The sequence below is a fragment of the Sinomonas sp. G460-2 genome (assembly GCF_047759905.1).
Taxonomy (GTDB): Bacteria; Actinomycetota; Actinomycetes; order Actinomycetales; family Micrococcaceae; genus Sinomonas.
Window position 1 is genome coordinate 17,345 of record NZ_JBKZWT010000016.1, and the last position, 14,604, is coordinate 31,948.

The 14,604-nt window shown below is 68.9% G+C and carries 15 protein-coding genes; 6 read left to right on the forward strand and 9 right to left on the reverse strand.

From position 1 onward, the window contains the following. Both ACLN58_RS03605 and ACLN58_RS03610 read left to right on the forward strand, forming a co-directional pair. Complete coding sequence (locus ACLN58_RS03605) at nt 1–3,039, forward strand: bifunctional [glutamine synthetase] adenylyltransferase/[glutamine synthetase]-adenylyl-L-tyrosine phosphorylase (protein WP_415853913.1); 3,039 nt, start codon at nt 1–3, stop codon at nt 3,037–3,039. 33 nt (nt 3,040–3,072) lie between these two features. Next, complete coding sequence (locus tag ACLN58_RS03610) at nt 3,073–3,402, forward strand: cupin domain-containing protein (RefSeq protein WP_415853914.1); 330 nt, start codon at nt 3,073–3,075, stop codon at nt 3,400–3,402. Nucleotides 3,403–3,574: 172 nt separating this feature from the next. Here ACLN58_RS03610 and ACLN58_RS03615 read toward each other — a convergent pair whose 3' ends face one another. Both ACLN58_RS03615 and ACLN58_RS03620 read right to left on the reverse strand, forming a co-directional pair. Further along, nucleotides 3,575–4,543 (reverse strand): LCP family protein, encoded by a 969-nt coding sequence (locus ACLN58_RS03615; protein WP_415853915.1) that lies wholly within the window; start codon nt 4,541–4,543, stop codon nt 3,575–3,577. A gap of 513 nt (nt 4,544–5,056) precedes the next feature. Beyond that, the gene (locus tag ACLN58_RS03620; RefSeq protein ID WP_415853916.1) at nt 5,057–5,494 is read right to left on the reverse strand and encodes a hypothetical protein; all 438 of its coding nucleotides are present in this window, start codon (nt 5,492–5,494) and stop codon (nt 5,057–5,059) included. Nucleotides 5,495–5,792: 298 nt separating this feature from the next. Between ACLN58_RS03620 and ACLN58_RS03625 the strand changes: the two genes are divergently transcribed. Together ACLN58_RS03625 and ACLN58_RS03630 are read left to right on the forward strand one after the other, a co-directional pair. Continuing rightward, complete coding sequence (locus ACLN58_RS03625; RefSeq protein WP_415853917.1) at nt 5,793–6,041, forward strand: hypothetical protein; 249 nt, start codon at nt 5,793–5,795, stop codon at nt 6,039–6,041. 104 nt (nt 6,042–6,145) lie between these two features. Continuing rightward, a complete protein-coding gene (locus tag ACLN58_RS03630) occupies nt 6,146–6,451 on the forward strand; it encodes a YciI family protein (protein WP_415853918.1) in 306 nt (101 codons plus the stop codon). A gap of 1 nt (nt 6,452) precedes the next feature. Here ACLN58_RS03630 and ACLN58_RS03635 read toward each other — a convergent pair whose 3' ends face one another. The 4 genes from ACLN58_RS03635 to ACLN58_RS03650 all read right to left on the reverse strand — a co-directional run bounded on the left by ACLN58_RS03635 (nt 6,453) and on the right by ACLN58_RS03650 (nt 10,305). Beyond that, complete coding sequence (locus tag ACLN58_RS03635) at nt 6,453–7,100, reverse strand: class I SAM-dependent methyltransferase (protein ID WP_415853919.1); 648 nt, start codon at nt 7,098–7,100, stop codon at nt 6,453–6,455. 176 nt (nt 7,101–7,276) lie between these two features. Beyond that, a complete protein-coding gene (gene glnA, locus ACLN58_RS03640) occupies nt 7,277–8,701 on the reverse strand; it encodes a type I glutamate--ammonia ligase (protein WP_415853920.1) in 1,425 nt (474 codons plus the stop codon). 294 nt (nt 8,702–8,995) lie between these two features. Beyond that, on the reverse strand, nt 8,996–9,856 hold the full coding sequence (locus ACLN58_RS03645; RefSeq protein ID WP_415853921.1) for an alpha/beta fold hydrolase: 861 nt from the start codon (nt 9,854–9,856) through the stop codon (nt 8,996–8,998). Continuing rightward, nucleotides 9,853–10,305 carry a GbsR/MarR family transcriptional regulator gene (locus ACLN58_RS03650; RefSeq protein WP_415853922.1) on the reverse strand — a complete coding sequence of 151 codons (453 nt, stop codon included), beginning with the start codon at nt 10,303–10,305 and terminating at the stop codon, nt 9,853–9,855. The genes ACLN58_RS03645 and ACLN58_RS03650 overlap by 4 nt, the downstream gene beginning before the upstream one ends. A 223-nt stretch (nt 10,306–10,528) precedes the next feature. Here ACLN58_RS03650 and ACLN58_RS03655 point away from each other — a divergent pair, with 223 nt between their 5' ends. Then, nucleotides 10,529–10,963: an RDD family protein gene (locus tag ACLN58_RS03655; RefSeq protein WP_415853923.1), complete on the forward strand. Its 435-nt coding sequence runs from the start codon at nt 10,529–10,531 to the stop codon at nt 10,961–10,963. An 88-nt stretch (nt 10,964–11,051) separates the two neighbouring features. Here the strand turns inward: ACLN58_RS03655 and ACLN58_RS03660 are convergent, their stop codons facing one another. From ACLN58_RS03660 to lipB, 3 genes are all read right to left on the reverse strand, one after another. Further along, on the reverse strand, nt 11,052–11,771 hold the full coding sequence (locus ACLN58_RS03660) for a DUF4191 domain-containing protein (protein WP_415853924.1): 720 nt from the start codon (nt 11,769–11,771) through the stop codon (nt 11,052–11,054). Between the two features lie 85 nt (nt 11,772–11,856). Continuing rightward, on the reverse strand, nt 11,857–12,867 hold the full coding sequence (gene lipA, locus ACLN58_RS03665; RefSeq protein ID WP_415853925.1) for a lipoyl synthase: 1,011 nt from the start codon (nt 12,865–12,867) through the stop codon (nt 11,857–11,859). Then, nucleotides 12,864–13,607 carry a lipoyl(octanoyl) transferase LipB gene (gene lipB, locus ACLN58_RS03670; RefSeq protein ID WP_415853926.1) on the reverse strand — a complete coding sequence of 248 codons (744 nt, stop codon included), beginning with the start codon at nt 13,605–13,607 and terminating at the stop codon, nt 12,864–12,866. Before lipB ends, lipA begins: the two co-directional genes overlap by 4 nt. A gap of 79 nt (nt 13,608–13,686) precedes the next feature. On the opposite strand from lipB, the gene ACLN58_RS03675 reads away from it, so the two are divergent. Further along, a partial coding sequence (locus ACLN58_RS03675; RefSeq protein WP_415853927.1) for a serine/threonine-protein kinase occupies nt 13,687–14,604 on the forward strand: 918 nt, incomplete at its 3' end.

Consider the following 14,604-nt stretch of genomic DNA (forward strand, 5'->3'; position numbering starts at 1 on the left):
ATGGCGCCCAGCCTCGCCCGACGGCTCATCGCCCTCGGTTCGTCGGATCCCGAGCGCGCCGAGCGGTTCCTCGCCGCCCCGGAGCTCGCGGGGATCGACGAGGACGTGCTGCTCGAGGGGCTCTCGGTAGCCCCGGACCCGGACGCAGCCCTCGTCGCGCTCGTGCGGCTGCTCGAGAAGGACCCGCGCCTCCGCGCGATCGTCGAGGCAGGCCTCTCCCGGAGCGAGCCGCTGTTCCGCCTTCTCGGGGCCTCCGAGGCGCTTGCGGAGTTCCTCATCCGGAGGCCCGAGCACGTCGACGTCTTCGACGCGGTGCCGTCCGCCGAGCCCTCCGGGGCGAATCCCGCTCTGCTCCGCGCGTCGCTCCTCCGCTCGGTCGGGGCGGATCCCGCCGCGAGACGGCCCGTCGCCTCGCGGACCGGAGCGGACGCCTACGAGGCCCTCCGGGTCCGCTATCGCCGCCACCTGTGCGAGCTCGCGATCCGAGATCTCGGCGCGGCGTCGCCGACTGACTATCTGCCCACCGCCGCGGCCGAGCTCGCGGACCTCGCGGCCGCCGCGCTCGAGGCGGGGCTCGCCGTCGCCCGCGCCGAAGCGGCGGCGACGTTCGGTGCACGGGAGGTTGGCGCCGTCGCCTTTTCCGTCATCGGGATGGGAAAGTGCGGTGCGCGGGAGCTCAACTACATCTCCGACGTTGACGTCATCTACGTCGCAGACGTGGACGCGCGAGCGACGGACGGCGTCGACGATGCCTTGGCGGTGAAGATCGGGACGGCGCTCGCCACGGGGCTCACGCGGGCCGTCTGGGGCATGTCACGCGAGCCCGCGCTGTGGCAGGTCGACGCGAACCTGCGGCCCGAGGGCAAAGACGGACCGCTCGTGCGGACGCTCGACTCGCACCTTGCCTACTACGCGAGGTGGGCGCAGAGCTGGGAGTTCCAGGCCCTGCTCAAGGCCCGCTGCATCGCGGGCGACGGCGACCTCGGCCGCCGCTACGAGGACTCCGTGGCGCCGCTCGTGTGGGCATCAGCGGGGCGCGACGGCTTCGTCGAGTCCGTCCAGGCCATGCGGCGCCGCGTCACGGAGCACATCCCGCCCGCGGAGGCGGACCGGCAGATCAAGCTCGGTTCGGGCGGCCTCCGCGACGTCGAGTTCACGGTCCAGCTCCTTCAGCTCGTGCACGGCCGCACCGACGAGTCGCTGCGCGTGCGGGACACGACGTCGGCGATCGCCGCGCTCGCCGCAGGCGGGTACATCGGCCGCACCGCGGCAGCCGAGTTCGACGCGTCCTACCGGCGCCTGAGGCTGCTCGAGCACCGCATCCAGCTCGCTCACCTCCGGAGAACGCACCTCATGCCGGTCAAGGAGGACGCGCTGCGCGCGCTCGCCCGGGCCGTCCAGGGCGTCATGGACTCGGCCAAGGCCTCGCCCGAATCGCTCCTCGAGTCGTGGCACCGCACCAAGCGCAGCGTGCGCGAACTGCACGAGCGCATCTTCTACCGGCCCCTCCTCAATGCCGTGGCCAACATGAGCCCCGAGGACGCCAAGCTCTCGCCCGAGGCCGCTCAGGGGCGGCTCGCCGCGCTGGGCTACCGCGATCCACAGGGCGCCATGCGGCACATCGAGGCGCTCACCGCCGGCGTGAGCCGCCGGGCAGCGCTCCAGCGCCAGCTCCTCCCGGTGCTGCTCGACTGGCTCGCGCAGGGCGTCGATCCGGACGCTGGGCTGCTCGCATTCCGGCGCGTGAGCGAGACCCTCGGCACGACCCACTGGTATCTCGGCATGCTGCGGGACTCCGCGGCGGCCGCGGAGCGCTTGTGCCGCGTGCTCGCGGACTCCCGGCTCATCGCGGATCTCCTCGAGGTCTCGCCCGAGTCCGTCGCGTGGCTCGGGCAGGACAAGGACCTCACACCTGTTCCGCTCGAGGCCCAATGGCAGGAGATCCAATCGAAGATCTCGCGCCACGACGATCCGACCGCTCGCATGCGGCTCATCCGCCTCATCCGGCGTCGCGAGATCCTGCGCATCGCGATTGCGGACAGTGCGGGCCTGCTCAGCCAGGACGAGGTGGGCTGGGCCCTCGCGGATGCGGACCAGGCCGCGGTGCTGGGGGCGCTCCGCGTCGCCGAGGACCAGGCGGCCGCCCACGGACCCCTCCTGACGCACGTGCTCGTCGTTGCGATGGGGCGGCAGGGCGGCCGCGAGATTGGCTACGGCTCCGATGCGGACGTCATGTACGTGCACCGGCCCCTCCCTGGCGCGGATCCCGCCGCGGCGCAGCGCCAGGCCACCGAGATGGTGACGGCGCTGTCCGGGCTCCTGACCCAGCCGCTCAAGCCCGCCGTGCGCGCCGAGCGCGTGCTGCAGCTCGACGCCGACCTGCGTCCCGAGGGCAAGTCGGGGCCGCTCGTGCGATCGCTCGAGTCGTTCGCCGAGTACTACCGCCGCTGGGCGCTCGTGTGGGAGTGGCAGGCCCTGCTCCGTGCGCGCCCGATGGCGGGCGACGATGCGCTCGCTGCCGACTTCATGGCCCTCGCCGACAGCGTGCGGTACCCGTCCGAGCTGCCCGGGCCGGACGTGACCGAGATTCGGCGCATCAAGGCCCGCGTCGAGGCGGAGCGGCTTCCGCGCGGCGCCGACCCAGCCCGACACCTCAAGCTCGGCCGGGGCGGCCTCAGCGACGTCGAGTGGCTCGTCCAGTTCATCCAGCTCCAGCACGCGGGGGAGAGTCCCGAGCTGCGGACGACGGCGACGCTCCCCGCCCTGCGAGCGGCAGCCGCGCTGGGGTACTTGAGCGACGGCGAGGCGATCCTTCTCGCAGACACGTGGCGCCTCGCGAGCCGCATCCGCAGCGCGAACGTCGTGTGGACCGGGCGCGCCTCCGACGTCCTGCCCTCGTCGCGGCGGGACCTCGAGGCGGTCGCCCGATGGTGCGGCTACGCACCCGGCCAGGCTACGGCGCTCGAGCAGCGGTACCTTCAGCTCACGCGCCGCGCGCGGCACGTATTCGAGGAGAGGTTCTACGCGGCCGGCCGGTGAGGTCCGGGACCGCCGTGAGGGAGGGATGGGATCATGAACCACGGTCTGATCGACGTGGCGCGCATCGCCGCCGAGGAGCTCGAGCGGGCCCGCGCGAATCCTCACGGCCGCAGCGCCCGGGCGCTGACTCATGACGGGCGGCTTCGCCACACGCTCCTGGCCATCCTCGACGGCGAGTCCCTGGGCGAGCACGCGAAGCCCGAGTCGGCCACGCTGCACGTGCTCTCGGGCTCCCTTGTCGTGAGTTCCGGCGAGGAGGAGACGAGGCTCGAGGCGGGGCAGCTCGCGGTGCTGCCAGGGCCGAGCCACGACGTGACGGCCGTGGGGGACGCCGTCGCCATCCTCACGACGCTCGCGGGCTGACCGCCCTCGCGCTGGCGAGTAGGGGTAAGCGGCGCGCCCGGTGCTCTGCCCGTTATGGACCGGGCGCGCCGGCGCACACTCGCCCAGCGGGATCGTGTGCGCCGGATCACCGTATCGCCCTAGTGCTGTACATGTAAAAGCCGACACGCAAAGAGGCCGACGTTGCGCTGTGCTATTCGGCGCAAGGGAGCACGTTGGCCGTGGCGGCAGCGATGTTGAGGCCGACGGTAGTGACCGATGTCACGTTGGCAGCCCGTGCCGGTCCGCCGCTGGCCAGCGTCGTGTAGGTCAGATTGCCACTCGAGAGCCACGACGCGTCCCGGGTCACTTGTTCGAGGTCCATGCCGGAGTCGACCGTCAGGTTCCTGCCGGCGGCCTCGAGCACGGACTTCATCGCCGCGGGGTTGGTGAACGAGGCCGGCTGCTTGACCTCGTGGAGTACCGAGAGGATGAAGGCCTGCTGAGCCGCCTCATCGACAACGGGCCGGGTGGCGCATCGGGATGCCGGGGTGAGGGCCTGGGCTGCCTGGTAGAACGCCGCCATGGTGACCTCGACGAAGTGGTCGATGCGGACCGTCCCCAGAAGCTTCGTGACGGTCGCGATCTCGGCCCGGCGCCCGGCGTCGCGCGCCGCGAGGTACGAGGCCTCGTCGTAGGGCGTGCCCGCCGCGGTGAGCGCAGTTCGCTGCGCTGCGAAGCCGTAGCCGTAGGCGTCTTTGAGCTTGGCCCTGAACCCGGCCCCGGAGAAGCCCGCGGTCTCGACCGTTGCCTCGCGGGGAATCGAGGTGACCGTCGGCCGCGAACCGTCCGTCGGGAAGTGAACCAGCATGAGCACGCTCGCGCTGTAGCCGGCCACGTCGCCGTCGCTCGGATGAAGTGCGCCGAACGCATCGGCCGGGACGGGCCTCCCGCTCGCGTCGAGCCTCGAGTCGATGCCCATCACGAGGATGTCGGTCCCACTGGTCCGTCGCGGGAGCGCGGGCAGGGATGAGTCTGAGAGGGCTTGCGCGAGCGCGTCCGAGCGGTGGACGCCGCTCGCGAAGTCCACTGCCAGCTGCCCCGCGTAGACGAGGCCAACGGCCGGTGCGAGGGCCAGGGCGATGACGAGGATGGCGACGGCCCGCGGCTGGCGCTCCCGCATCCGGAACCTTCGTCCAACACCGAGTGGGGGGAGGGGCACGGGCGTCTGCACCATGAATTCTGACCGGCGACGGGCACGAGGCGGGCGCACAGGACTGGCGGCCCCCGCCTGCCACGGATCGTTCATGTCCGCTCCCGTTCGCGCGTTGCCCAGCGGACGCATCGGCCGTTCTGAGCCCCAGCTTGCCATGCCGAGCCATACCATATCCCGGCCCGGAGCGGCCGGTGGCACGTGACCCGGTGTGACGCGTTGGCTTGCGCGGAGGGGCGGCTACGGGTGCTCGGCCCCGTATCTTTCGAGGAGGCTGCGGAGGGTGGCCCGATCGACGTCGCCGAGTCCCGGCGTCTCAAGCAGTGTGCCGATCATTGCCAATACTTGGCTTCCAACCGGCCATTCTCGGTCCGCTTGCGGCGGAAGGCACTCGTCATCGACGGTTCTGCCGTCGGCGATGGTCTGGCTCACCCTTGAAACGTAGCGATAGACAGAAAGTTCTGTCTAGGTCCAAAAGACCCATCACGCGTCGCGCCGCGGCGTCGTGATGGAGGTTGGGGTTCCGTCGGGGCAGGAGCCGACACTTGAGATCCTGACAGTGAGGTTCTTGATCACGTGATCGTAGTGGAGGTTGAGGCACCCAAGCCGGGACCCGCCGTCGTCAACGACGAGATACCACTGGGGCACGTCGTCACTCGAGGCGCCCACACGGGTACCCGCCTGCGGGGCGAGGCGTTCGCCCGTCAGGAAGGTTGTGCAGTCTTCCTCGCACTCGATGAGATAGACGGCCTGCGAGGTGTCGTTGCGGATGGTGGCCGAGAACGTCCCGCTCGCCGTGGTGCCTCCGCCGGTACGGCCGGTGGTGAAGCCGGCGATGACCGCGAACGTCACAACGAGCAGCAGGGCACCCACCACGGTGCTGATGCCCAGTGCCGCGACGGAGGCAAGTGCGGGGTCCATCCTGCTGAGGGTGGAGACGAGTGACGCCCTTCGGCGGTGCGGCACGAAGCCCGCAGCTTGATGCTGCCGCGCATTCCATTCCATATATCGGCTACCCCTCACGCGAATGCCAGGCACCCGCTGGCCCCCTGCGCGACAACTTAGCATCGGTCGGCACCGCCGGGCAGTGCCCTTTGGCCTCACGCAAATTGATAGCTATCCATCGCCTAGCGAACCGTGCTCTCGCGGAAGTAATCTCGCTGCGGGGACAGACGTCGAATCTGTCCCGATGGTTGGTTCGGAGTATGAGGGGGACTACATGCCGACTTTTGAGATCACCTGCATCTATGCGCCGTCAGGTGGAACAGCGGATCGCAATCGTTCAATTCCTTTCCGCTTTGACGCCCGGACGCGAGCCGAGGCCAAACGCAGGGCCACCGAATTGATCGGTTCTGAAACTGTGGAGCAGAGAACCACAAATATCGCGATCATCACGACCAGCGTCTACGGCGACGCTCTCGAGGTGACGAGGTGGGTGCGGGGCCGGGGATGGATGGACCTACAGTGAAGATCTCCCGCGGCTGAGCGCACCCGGTTCGCAGCGGCGATCCCGGGGAAGGCATAGGCGTTTCGCAGTTGGGCGTTTGGGCCGGGTCTTAGGAGAATGAGGGCATGACTGGCACGCCGCAATGGACTGAGAGATTCGTCCTGCTCTATTTCTCCGGGGACGAAGGCCGCGCTCGAGTGCCAGAGGTCTTCCCGGCGCACCATGCGTACACCGCGTCGTTTCGGGCGCAGCGGCCCGATCAATTGCTGTTGACCGGGCCCTTCGCGGATTCGTCTCCTGGCCAGCCGGGCGCCATGAATGTCTTCGCGACCCGGGAGGCGGCTGAGGAGTTCGCCGCGGACGATCCGTTCGTCACCGAGGGCGTTGTCGCGTCGTGGTCGGTCCGGACTTGGCTCACCGGCGAAGACTGAGCTACACCCTCGCGATGAGCACGGCCTGACCCGTGCGCTCATGGGAGGCCGCGGCACGCTCGAGGCGTGCCACCTCAGTCATGCTTGCTGAAGTGAGGAGTCGGCCGAGGCCCTCCGGGGTCCGGTCGTAGCGCCGAAGGGTGATGTTGTGCCCGAGTCGGCGGTAGGCCTCGGAGAGATCCCGTACGCCCTGACCGGTTTGGAAGGCGACCAGGAGCAGCCCCGCGGGTCGAAGGACGCGGCGGGCCTCGGCCAGGATGCGCGGAAGGTCTGGGCCAGGGCTATGGATCGTTGAGTACCACGAGAAGACCCCATCGAAGGATCCGTCCGGGAAGGGAAGGGCACTGATCGAGGCCACTTGCGACGGAAACGAAGGGTGGTCCTGCTGAGCCCGGCGAATCATCTCGGGCGAGAGGTCTATTCCTTCGACCTGACAGCCGAAAGTCTCAAGCACCGGCATCATGCGCCCCGCGCCGCATCCTGCGTCCAAGACCCGCTTGCCGCTCGGCAGGAATGAGGCAAAAAGCTCGATCATCCCGAGGTCAACAGGCAGCTCTGGTTCGGTCGACCGGAAATGGTTCGCATAGGTGTCCGCGACTTGATCGTAGGCGCGCTGGACGGCGAGTTCGTCCTGTGGGGTGGGCATCATGCCGCAAGTCTCACACGGACTGTCAGCCGTTGCCTTTTGCCCCGCGACAACACGTTGCTCGCGCCTCGGACGCCGAATATTGCCGGACAACGAAGAGTCCGCACGAACCGTCACGCAATTCATGCGTGCGGCCCGTGCGGACTCCCTTGTGGGGCTATGCCCTTGTCAGTTCGGGATCAGACCCCGAAGTAGAGCTCGAACTCGTACGGGTTCGGGCGGAGCGACAGCGGAGCGATTTCCTTCTCGCGCTTGTACGCGACCCAGGTCTCGATGAGGTCCTGCGTGAACACGCCGCCCGCCTGGAGGAACTCGTTGTCGGCCTCGAGGGCGTCGAGCGCCTCCTCGAGAGAACCCGGAGCCTTGGGGATGTCCTTGGCCTCCTCGGCCGGCAGCTCGTAGAGGTCCTTGTCGATCGGGGCCGGCGGCTCGATGCGGTTGCGAATGCCGTCGATGCCCGCCATGAGCTGGGCGGCGAAGGCGAGGTACGGGTTCGACGACGGGTCCGGCGCGCGGAACTCGATGCGCTTGGCCTTCGGGTTCGTGCCCGTGATCGGGATGCGGATACCGGCCGAGCGGTTGCCCTGCGAGTAGACCATGTTGACCGGGGCCTCGAAGCCCTTCACGAGGCGCTTGTACGAGTTCACGGTCGGGTTCGTGAACGCGAGGACGGCCGAGGCATGCTTGAGCAGGCCGCCGATGTACCAGCGAGCCACGTCGGAAAGGTTCGCGTAGCCCTTCTCGTCGTAGAAGAGCGGCTCGGAGCCGTTCCACAGCGACTGGTGGCAGTGCATGCCCGAGCCGTTGTCGCCGAAGATCGGCTTCGGCATGAACGTGACGGCCTTGCCCCACTCGGTCGCCGTGTTCTTGATGACGTACTTGAACTTCTGCAGATCGTCCGCGGCGCGGACGAGCGTCGCGAAGCGGTAGTTGATCTCGGCCTGGCCAGCGGCCCCGACCTCGTGGTGCGAGCGCTCCACCTCGAGGCCCACGGCGTCGAGGTTGAGGACCATGGCGTCGCGGAGGTCGGCCTGGTGGTCGATCGGCGCGACGGGGAAGTAGCCGCCCTTGAAGGGGGTCTTGTTGCCCAGGTTGCCGCCCTCTTCCTCACGGCCGGAGTTCCACGGGGCCTCGATCGAGTCGACCTTGTAGAAGGAGCCCTGCGGCGACGACTCGAACTGAACGTTGTCGAAGACGTAGAACTCGGCCTCCGGCGCGAAGAACGCGGTGTCGGCGATGCCCGTGGAGGCGAGGTAGGCCTCGGCGCGCTCGGCCACGCCACGCGGGTCGCGGTGGTACGGCTCGCCCGTGCGCGGGTTGACGATCGAGAAGTTGAGCGCGAGCGTCTTCTCAACGCGGAACGGGTCGACATAGGCCGTCGTCACGTCCGGGATGAGCTGCATGTCCGACTCGGCGATGCCCTGGAAGCCGCGGATAGACGAGCCGTCGAACAGCTGGCCGTTCACGAAGAAGTCCTCGTCAACGGTCTTTGCGGGAACGTTGAAGTGCTGCTGAACACCGGGGAGGTCGGTGAAGCGGATGTCGACGAACTTGACGTCCTCGTCCTTGATGAACTTGAGGACTTCCTCCGCAGACTTGAACATCTGTTCTCCTTACAGATCGGAATGGCACGCACCGGGCGCGAACGGCGCGCAGGCAATGATGGCCGCGCGGCAGGCGCCGTGCTGCAACGGCACCTAGCCTACGAACGCGGAGTTTCCCGGCAGTGTCCACATTGTTTCGGCGAGGTTACATCCACGCCATCGCGCCCTACGCTAGGCCGTGCGGCGGCGGCCAGTAAAGTGCTGGGCGTAACAGGGCCGTTATCACGGCACGATGCTATGCGAAGTGGTGGCCCGATCCGGCGGTTCTGAGCGGACCCGGCCTCCGCGACCGACTCAGCTCCACCGCAGCGCGTCCCAGATGGGGTGGGTCCCGTCGAGCAGCGCGAAGTGGCCGCCGTCAACGAAGTGCGCGGTGACGTCCGGCAGGCGCGAGGTGATCGCGCGACCCGCCGCTGGACGGACGTTGGCGTCCTGTTCCCCGTGCCACCACTCGACGTGCCCGCTGACGTCGTCGAGGCGGAACCCCCACGGCCGGCATATGAGCCGGGCGTCGTCGGTCGGTCCGCGGGAACCCTGACGGAACCCGTCCGCGACCGCCTCGAGCGCCGCCCGCGTCTCCTCGGGATGCGTCCGCGCGTACACCGCATCCGGCGAATCGCCGCGAGATATCATGCTGAGAGTCCGACCGATGGCCTTCGCCGTCCGCGGAGTGCTGCTTTGGAGCACCGCCCCGAAGACGCGCGGCGCGCGCAGCGCGAGGTCGTAGAACGCGCGTGACATCCCCGGGATCTCCGCCTCCGCACGGAACCACTCCTCGCTGTACGGGCCAGATCCCGCCCCGATCACGGTGGCCGTCACGCGCTCCGGGAGCCGGCAATTCACGGCGAGCGCCGTGGCGCCGCCCGCCGAATGCGCAAGCACGCCGACGCGCTCGATGCCCTGCACATCGAGGAACTCCCTGATGTCGTCCGGGACCTCGGCGAGCGTTCGCGTCGGCGCAGGATCCGAGTGCCCGAGACCGGGTCGATCGATCGCGAGCAGACGGATGCCGGCGGCCTTCGCGGACCCGTCGAGCCCGCGGCCCGCAAGCCCAGAACTCGACGAGCCGGGGAAGAACAGGCATGGCACGCCCGCAGCATCCCCGAACTCGTGCCACGCGAGGATCCGGCCGTCCTGCAGCGTCATCTTGTTCATCGCGTGGCCCGCCATTCCTCGAGGAGCTGCGGCATGCGCTCGGCCAGGAAGGCGTTGAGGGACGCGGTCCCCTCGAGCACTGCGCGCTGATCGGTGGCACTTGCGGCCAGCAGCGCGAGCCCGGCCTCCGCGATCTCGGCCGCCTCGCGATAGCGAGTCGGGTCAAAGCCGCGCGACTCGTCGAAGACGAGCCGGACGCGATCGGCGCGCTCACCCGCGGCGCGCGTGCGCCGCACGAGCCCGTGCAGCTCGAGGACCTTCACACTCCCGACCACCGCGCTGCGGCTCGCCTGGAGGGCCGCAGCGAGATCGTCGATGCCCTGCGCCGCAGGCTCGCACACGTACAGGTAGCCAGCGATGCGTCCCGCGATCGGCGGCACCCGATAGCGCGACGCCCACACTTCGGCGACCCGATCCGCGTACGCCAGCCGCTCCTCCGTCGTCGTCATACGGGTACTCTACGTCACAAATGACTGTCATGACAGTTTTTTGTGACATCTGGATTCGGGTGCGGGCCACGGCGATCGCTCCCAGCTCCGCGAACGGCACTCGCAGGCGCTGGGCGCTCGGCGGGCGCAGGATCAAGCGCGTGAGGTGCCTCGAGGAGTTGCGCGACGGCCCCGGCGACGCCCGGACGGGGATCGCCAACCGTGCGCCAACTAGACTTGTTCGGTGATCGAGCGCAGAGACTTCAGTTCGTGGATCAGTGGCCCGCCGACAGAACCCGGCCACTATCCGGGGCGCGCCCTGGACCTTCCGCGGACCGGCCCTGGCTCGATCGCCCGACCGGGGCGGCGCGTCGTCGCACTGTGCGTCGATTGGGCGGCGTGCCTCGCGATCTCCGCAGCATTCTTCCACGGCGACTCGCTCGCGACGCTCGGCATCTTTGCGCTCGAGCAGATTGTCCTGGTCGGAACCGTGGGCTACGGCCTGGGGCACCGGCTGCTCGGGCTCAAAGTGGTGCGCCTCGGAGGTGGGCCGGCGGGGTTCTCCGCGGCGATCCTCCGCACGCTCCTGCTCTGCCTCGTGATTCCGGCCGTGGTCTTCGACGTCGACCAGCGGGGCCTGCACGACAAGGCCGCGAAGACCGTCCTCGTGAGAAAGTGATCGCGAAAGAGGCCCGGACGTCACCGTCCGGGCCTCTTGTCGTCGGTGCCTGACCCGCGCGATGGGGCGGTCTCTGGGCGTCGGGCCGTCAGCGGCCGCGCATCGCGCGGCGGTCGGGGCGAACCCGCGTGGGGTCGATCCCCTTCGGGATCGGGAGCCGCGTGCCGAGCGAGGCGAGGCGCTTGTTGACAGCCTGGACCTCGACCTTCGTGAGCTCCGGCTTGAGCTTCTGCATCGACTTGGCGATCTTGTCGATGGGGGTCTGACCTTCGTCCCGGCCCGACTCGATCACGTGGATGGGGACGTTGGGCAGGATGCGGGCGAGGCGCTTGCGCTCACCGTCGGCGAGCGCGCGGACGCGGCTCGTGGGACCCTCCGTGACGAGGACGACGCCGGGGCGCCCCACCGCGCGGAACACGACGTCCTGCGTGCGGGGGTTCATCGCCACGGGCTGCTCCTCGACGATCCAGCCGCGGCGCAGCGTGTTGAGAGCGGCGCCGGAGGCGCCAGGCTGGCCTTCGATCTGAGCGAACGCCGCGCGCTCGGCCCTGCGGCTCAGGATCAGCACCGCGGCGAGGACGCCGAGCAAGATGCCGATGATGAGGCCGGTCACCCAGTTCTCGAGCAGGAAGCCGACGAGGAGGCTCGCGCCCACAAGGACAAGGAACGCCAGCACCATAAGCCAGACGACGTTCGGGTCCGTCCGGCGGGTCATCTGGAAGACCTGAATCATCTGCTGGAAGCTGTTGGGCTTCTTCGCCTTCTTCGGAGCGCTCTCCGAGGGCGTGGTGGAGGGGTTCTTCGCCATAGTCCTTCAATTCTAAGTGAAACGCCGCCCTCCGGGATCTCCTCCCGAAGGGCGGCGCTCAAGCCGCGCGATGAGGCCGGCCCACTCAGCTGCTCTGACCGGCGAGGAGGGTCGCAGCCTCCTGGCGCGTGGAGCCGGACGACTCGATGTGGGCGAGCTGCGGCGGGATCTCCCAGCCCTTCTTACGCATCGCCGTCGCCCAGAGCCTGCCGGCGCGGTACGAGGAGCGCACGAGTGGTCCGCTCATCACGCCGAGGAAGCCGATCTCCTCGGCCTCCTGGGAGAGCTCGACGAATTCCTGCGGCTTGACCCAGCGGTCCACCGGGTGATGCCGCTCCGAAGGGCGCAGGTACTGGGTGATGGTGATGAGGTCGCAGCCAGCCTCGTGCAGATCGCGCAGAGCCTGGGAGACTTCCTCACGGGTCTCGCCCATCCCGAGGATGAGGTTGGACTTCGTGACCATGCCCTGGTCGCGGCCCTGCGTGATGACGTCGAGCGAGCGCTCGTAGCGGAATGCAGGCCGAATGCTCTTGAAAATGCGGGGAACGGTTTCGACGTTGTGCGCGAACACCTCGGGCTTGGCCTCGCAGATCGCGGTGATGTGCTCAGGCTTGCCGGAGAAGTCCGGGATGAGGATCTCGACGCCGGTGCCCGGGTTGAGCTCGTGGATCTTGCGGATGGTCTCCGCGTAGAGCCATGCCCCCTCGTCCTCGAGATCGTCGCGGGCGACGCCGGTCACGGTCGCGTACCGGAGAGACATGGACTGGACCGAGCGGGCCACCTTCGTGGGCTCGAAGCGGTCCAGCGGCGAGGGCTTGCCGGTGTCGATCTGGCAGAAGTCGCAGCGCCGCGTGCACTCGGAGCCGCCGATGAGGAAGGTCGCTTCCTTGTCCTCCCAGCATTCGAAGATGTTGGGGCAGCCGGCCTCCTCGCAGACCGTGTGCAGCCCCTCCTTCTTGACCTGGTTCTTGAGCTGGATGAACTCGGGGCCCATGTGGACCTTTGCCTTGATCCAGTCGGGCTTGCGCTCCACGGGCGTCGCGGCATTGCGCTGCTCGATGCGCAGCATTCGGCGCCCCTCGGGTGCGAGCGTCACAGGAGTGCTCCTTCGGTTGTGGAAGCGGTGGTGAGGGCCTCGGTGCCGAGATCGTCGGCAGCGAACTCGCCAGAGCGGCGAGCGAGTTCCTCGGTGATGCGGTCGATGATGTCCAGCGGCCCGATTTCGCGGCCCGCCTCGGCGGAGATCGTCGTCGTGCCGGCGTCGGTGATGCCGCACGCGATGATCTGCTGGTAGGGGTCGAGGCTGTTGCTGCAGTTGATCGCGAAGCCGTGGCCCGTGATGCCGTCGTGGACGCTGATGCCGATGGCGGCGATCTTGCGGTCCCCGCCCCGCTCGTCGGCGCGGACCCAGACGCCGGACCGACCGTCGACGTGTTCGGCCTTGATCCCGTACTCCGAGATGACGGTGATCATGACGTCCTCGAGCAACTCGACGTACGCCCGGATGCCGCGCGGCTCCTTGAGCCGCACGATCGGATAGCCGACGAGCTGGCCCGGGCCGTGCCACGTGAGCTTTCCGCCGCGGTCCACAGGAACGACCGGCGTGCCGTCGAGCGGACGCTCGTGCTCCTCGGTCCGTTTGCCTGCCGTGTAGACGGCGGAATGCTCGAGCAGGAGGACAGTGCTGGGGGCCCGACCGGCTGCCACCTCGTCGTGGAGCTGCCGTTGCGCCGCGAGTCCGGCGGCGTAATCGACGTAGTCAGGCGCGAACCCCAGCCGGGTGAACGCAAGAGTCATGCGGACCAGCTTAGTCCTCCGCACGGAGGGTGCCGCCATGAGATGACTCACATCACTCGTGCTCAAACGCCTGTGGATAACCGCCTATCACGTCAGCTCGCTCCGGTAGACATGGGGAATGGAGCTCCAACCGGAACACACCTCGGAACCGCCGCAGTCCGGCGGTGCGTCACCGCCCGTCGTGCCCGGGCACGACGTCGTCCGCCGCCTGGGCCGCGGAGGCTTCGGTGACGTGTGGCTTCTCCGGGAACATCGGACTGGCCGCCTCGTCGCGGGAAAGGTCGTGCGGCGCCGGGGCGGTAACGGGGGATCGGGTCCTCCGTTCCCGACGGCGAGGCGAGAGCTGCGAGCTCTGCGCGCCGCGGTCCATCCTCATCTCCTGCCCTGCCATGCGACCGTGGCGCCGGAGAACGCGGATGGCGAGGCGAGCGTGCTGCTGAGCGAATATGCGGCGGGCGGGTCGCTCGCGCGGCTCGTCGGGGTTCGTGGGCGCCTCGAGGTGGGCGAGACGGTGACCGCGATCGGCCCGATCGCCCAAGCCCTCGCTGCGCTGCATGCCCAGGGCGTCACCCACCTTGACGTCTCGCCGGGGAATATCCTCTTCACCGCTCAAGGCAAGCCCCTTCTCGCCGACCTCGGCTCCGCGCGACTCGTCGGAGACCCGGGGTCCTGTCTGGTCGGGACGCCGGGCTTCGAGGAGCCCGACGGCCCGGACACCGCCCAGCCCGAGAGGTTGCGACCCGCCGCCGACGTCCACGGGCTGGGTGCCGTGGCGTGGTTCTGCCTGACGGGACGTGCGCCCGGCCGCACGCCGGAACGACCGCCCCTCACGCTGCTTCGTGAAGATGTTCCGCCCGAGCTTGCCACGGCCATCGATGCCGCGCTCGCCGACGATCCGCGAGATCGGCCGACGGCGGCAGAGCTCGCAAGAGCCGTCTTCCGGAGCGCGCGGCCTGAACCGATCGACCTCGCCCCGGCCGTCGACGAAGAGGTCCTCGCCGAGCTCGTGACGCGTGCGCGGCCGGAGAACTGCGCG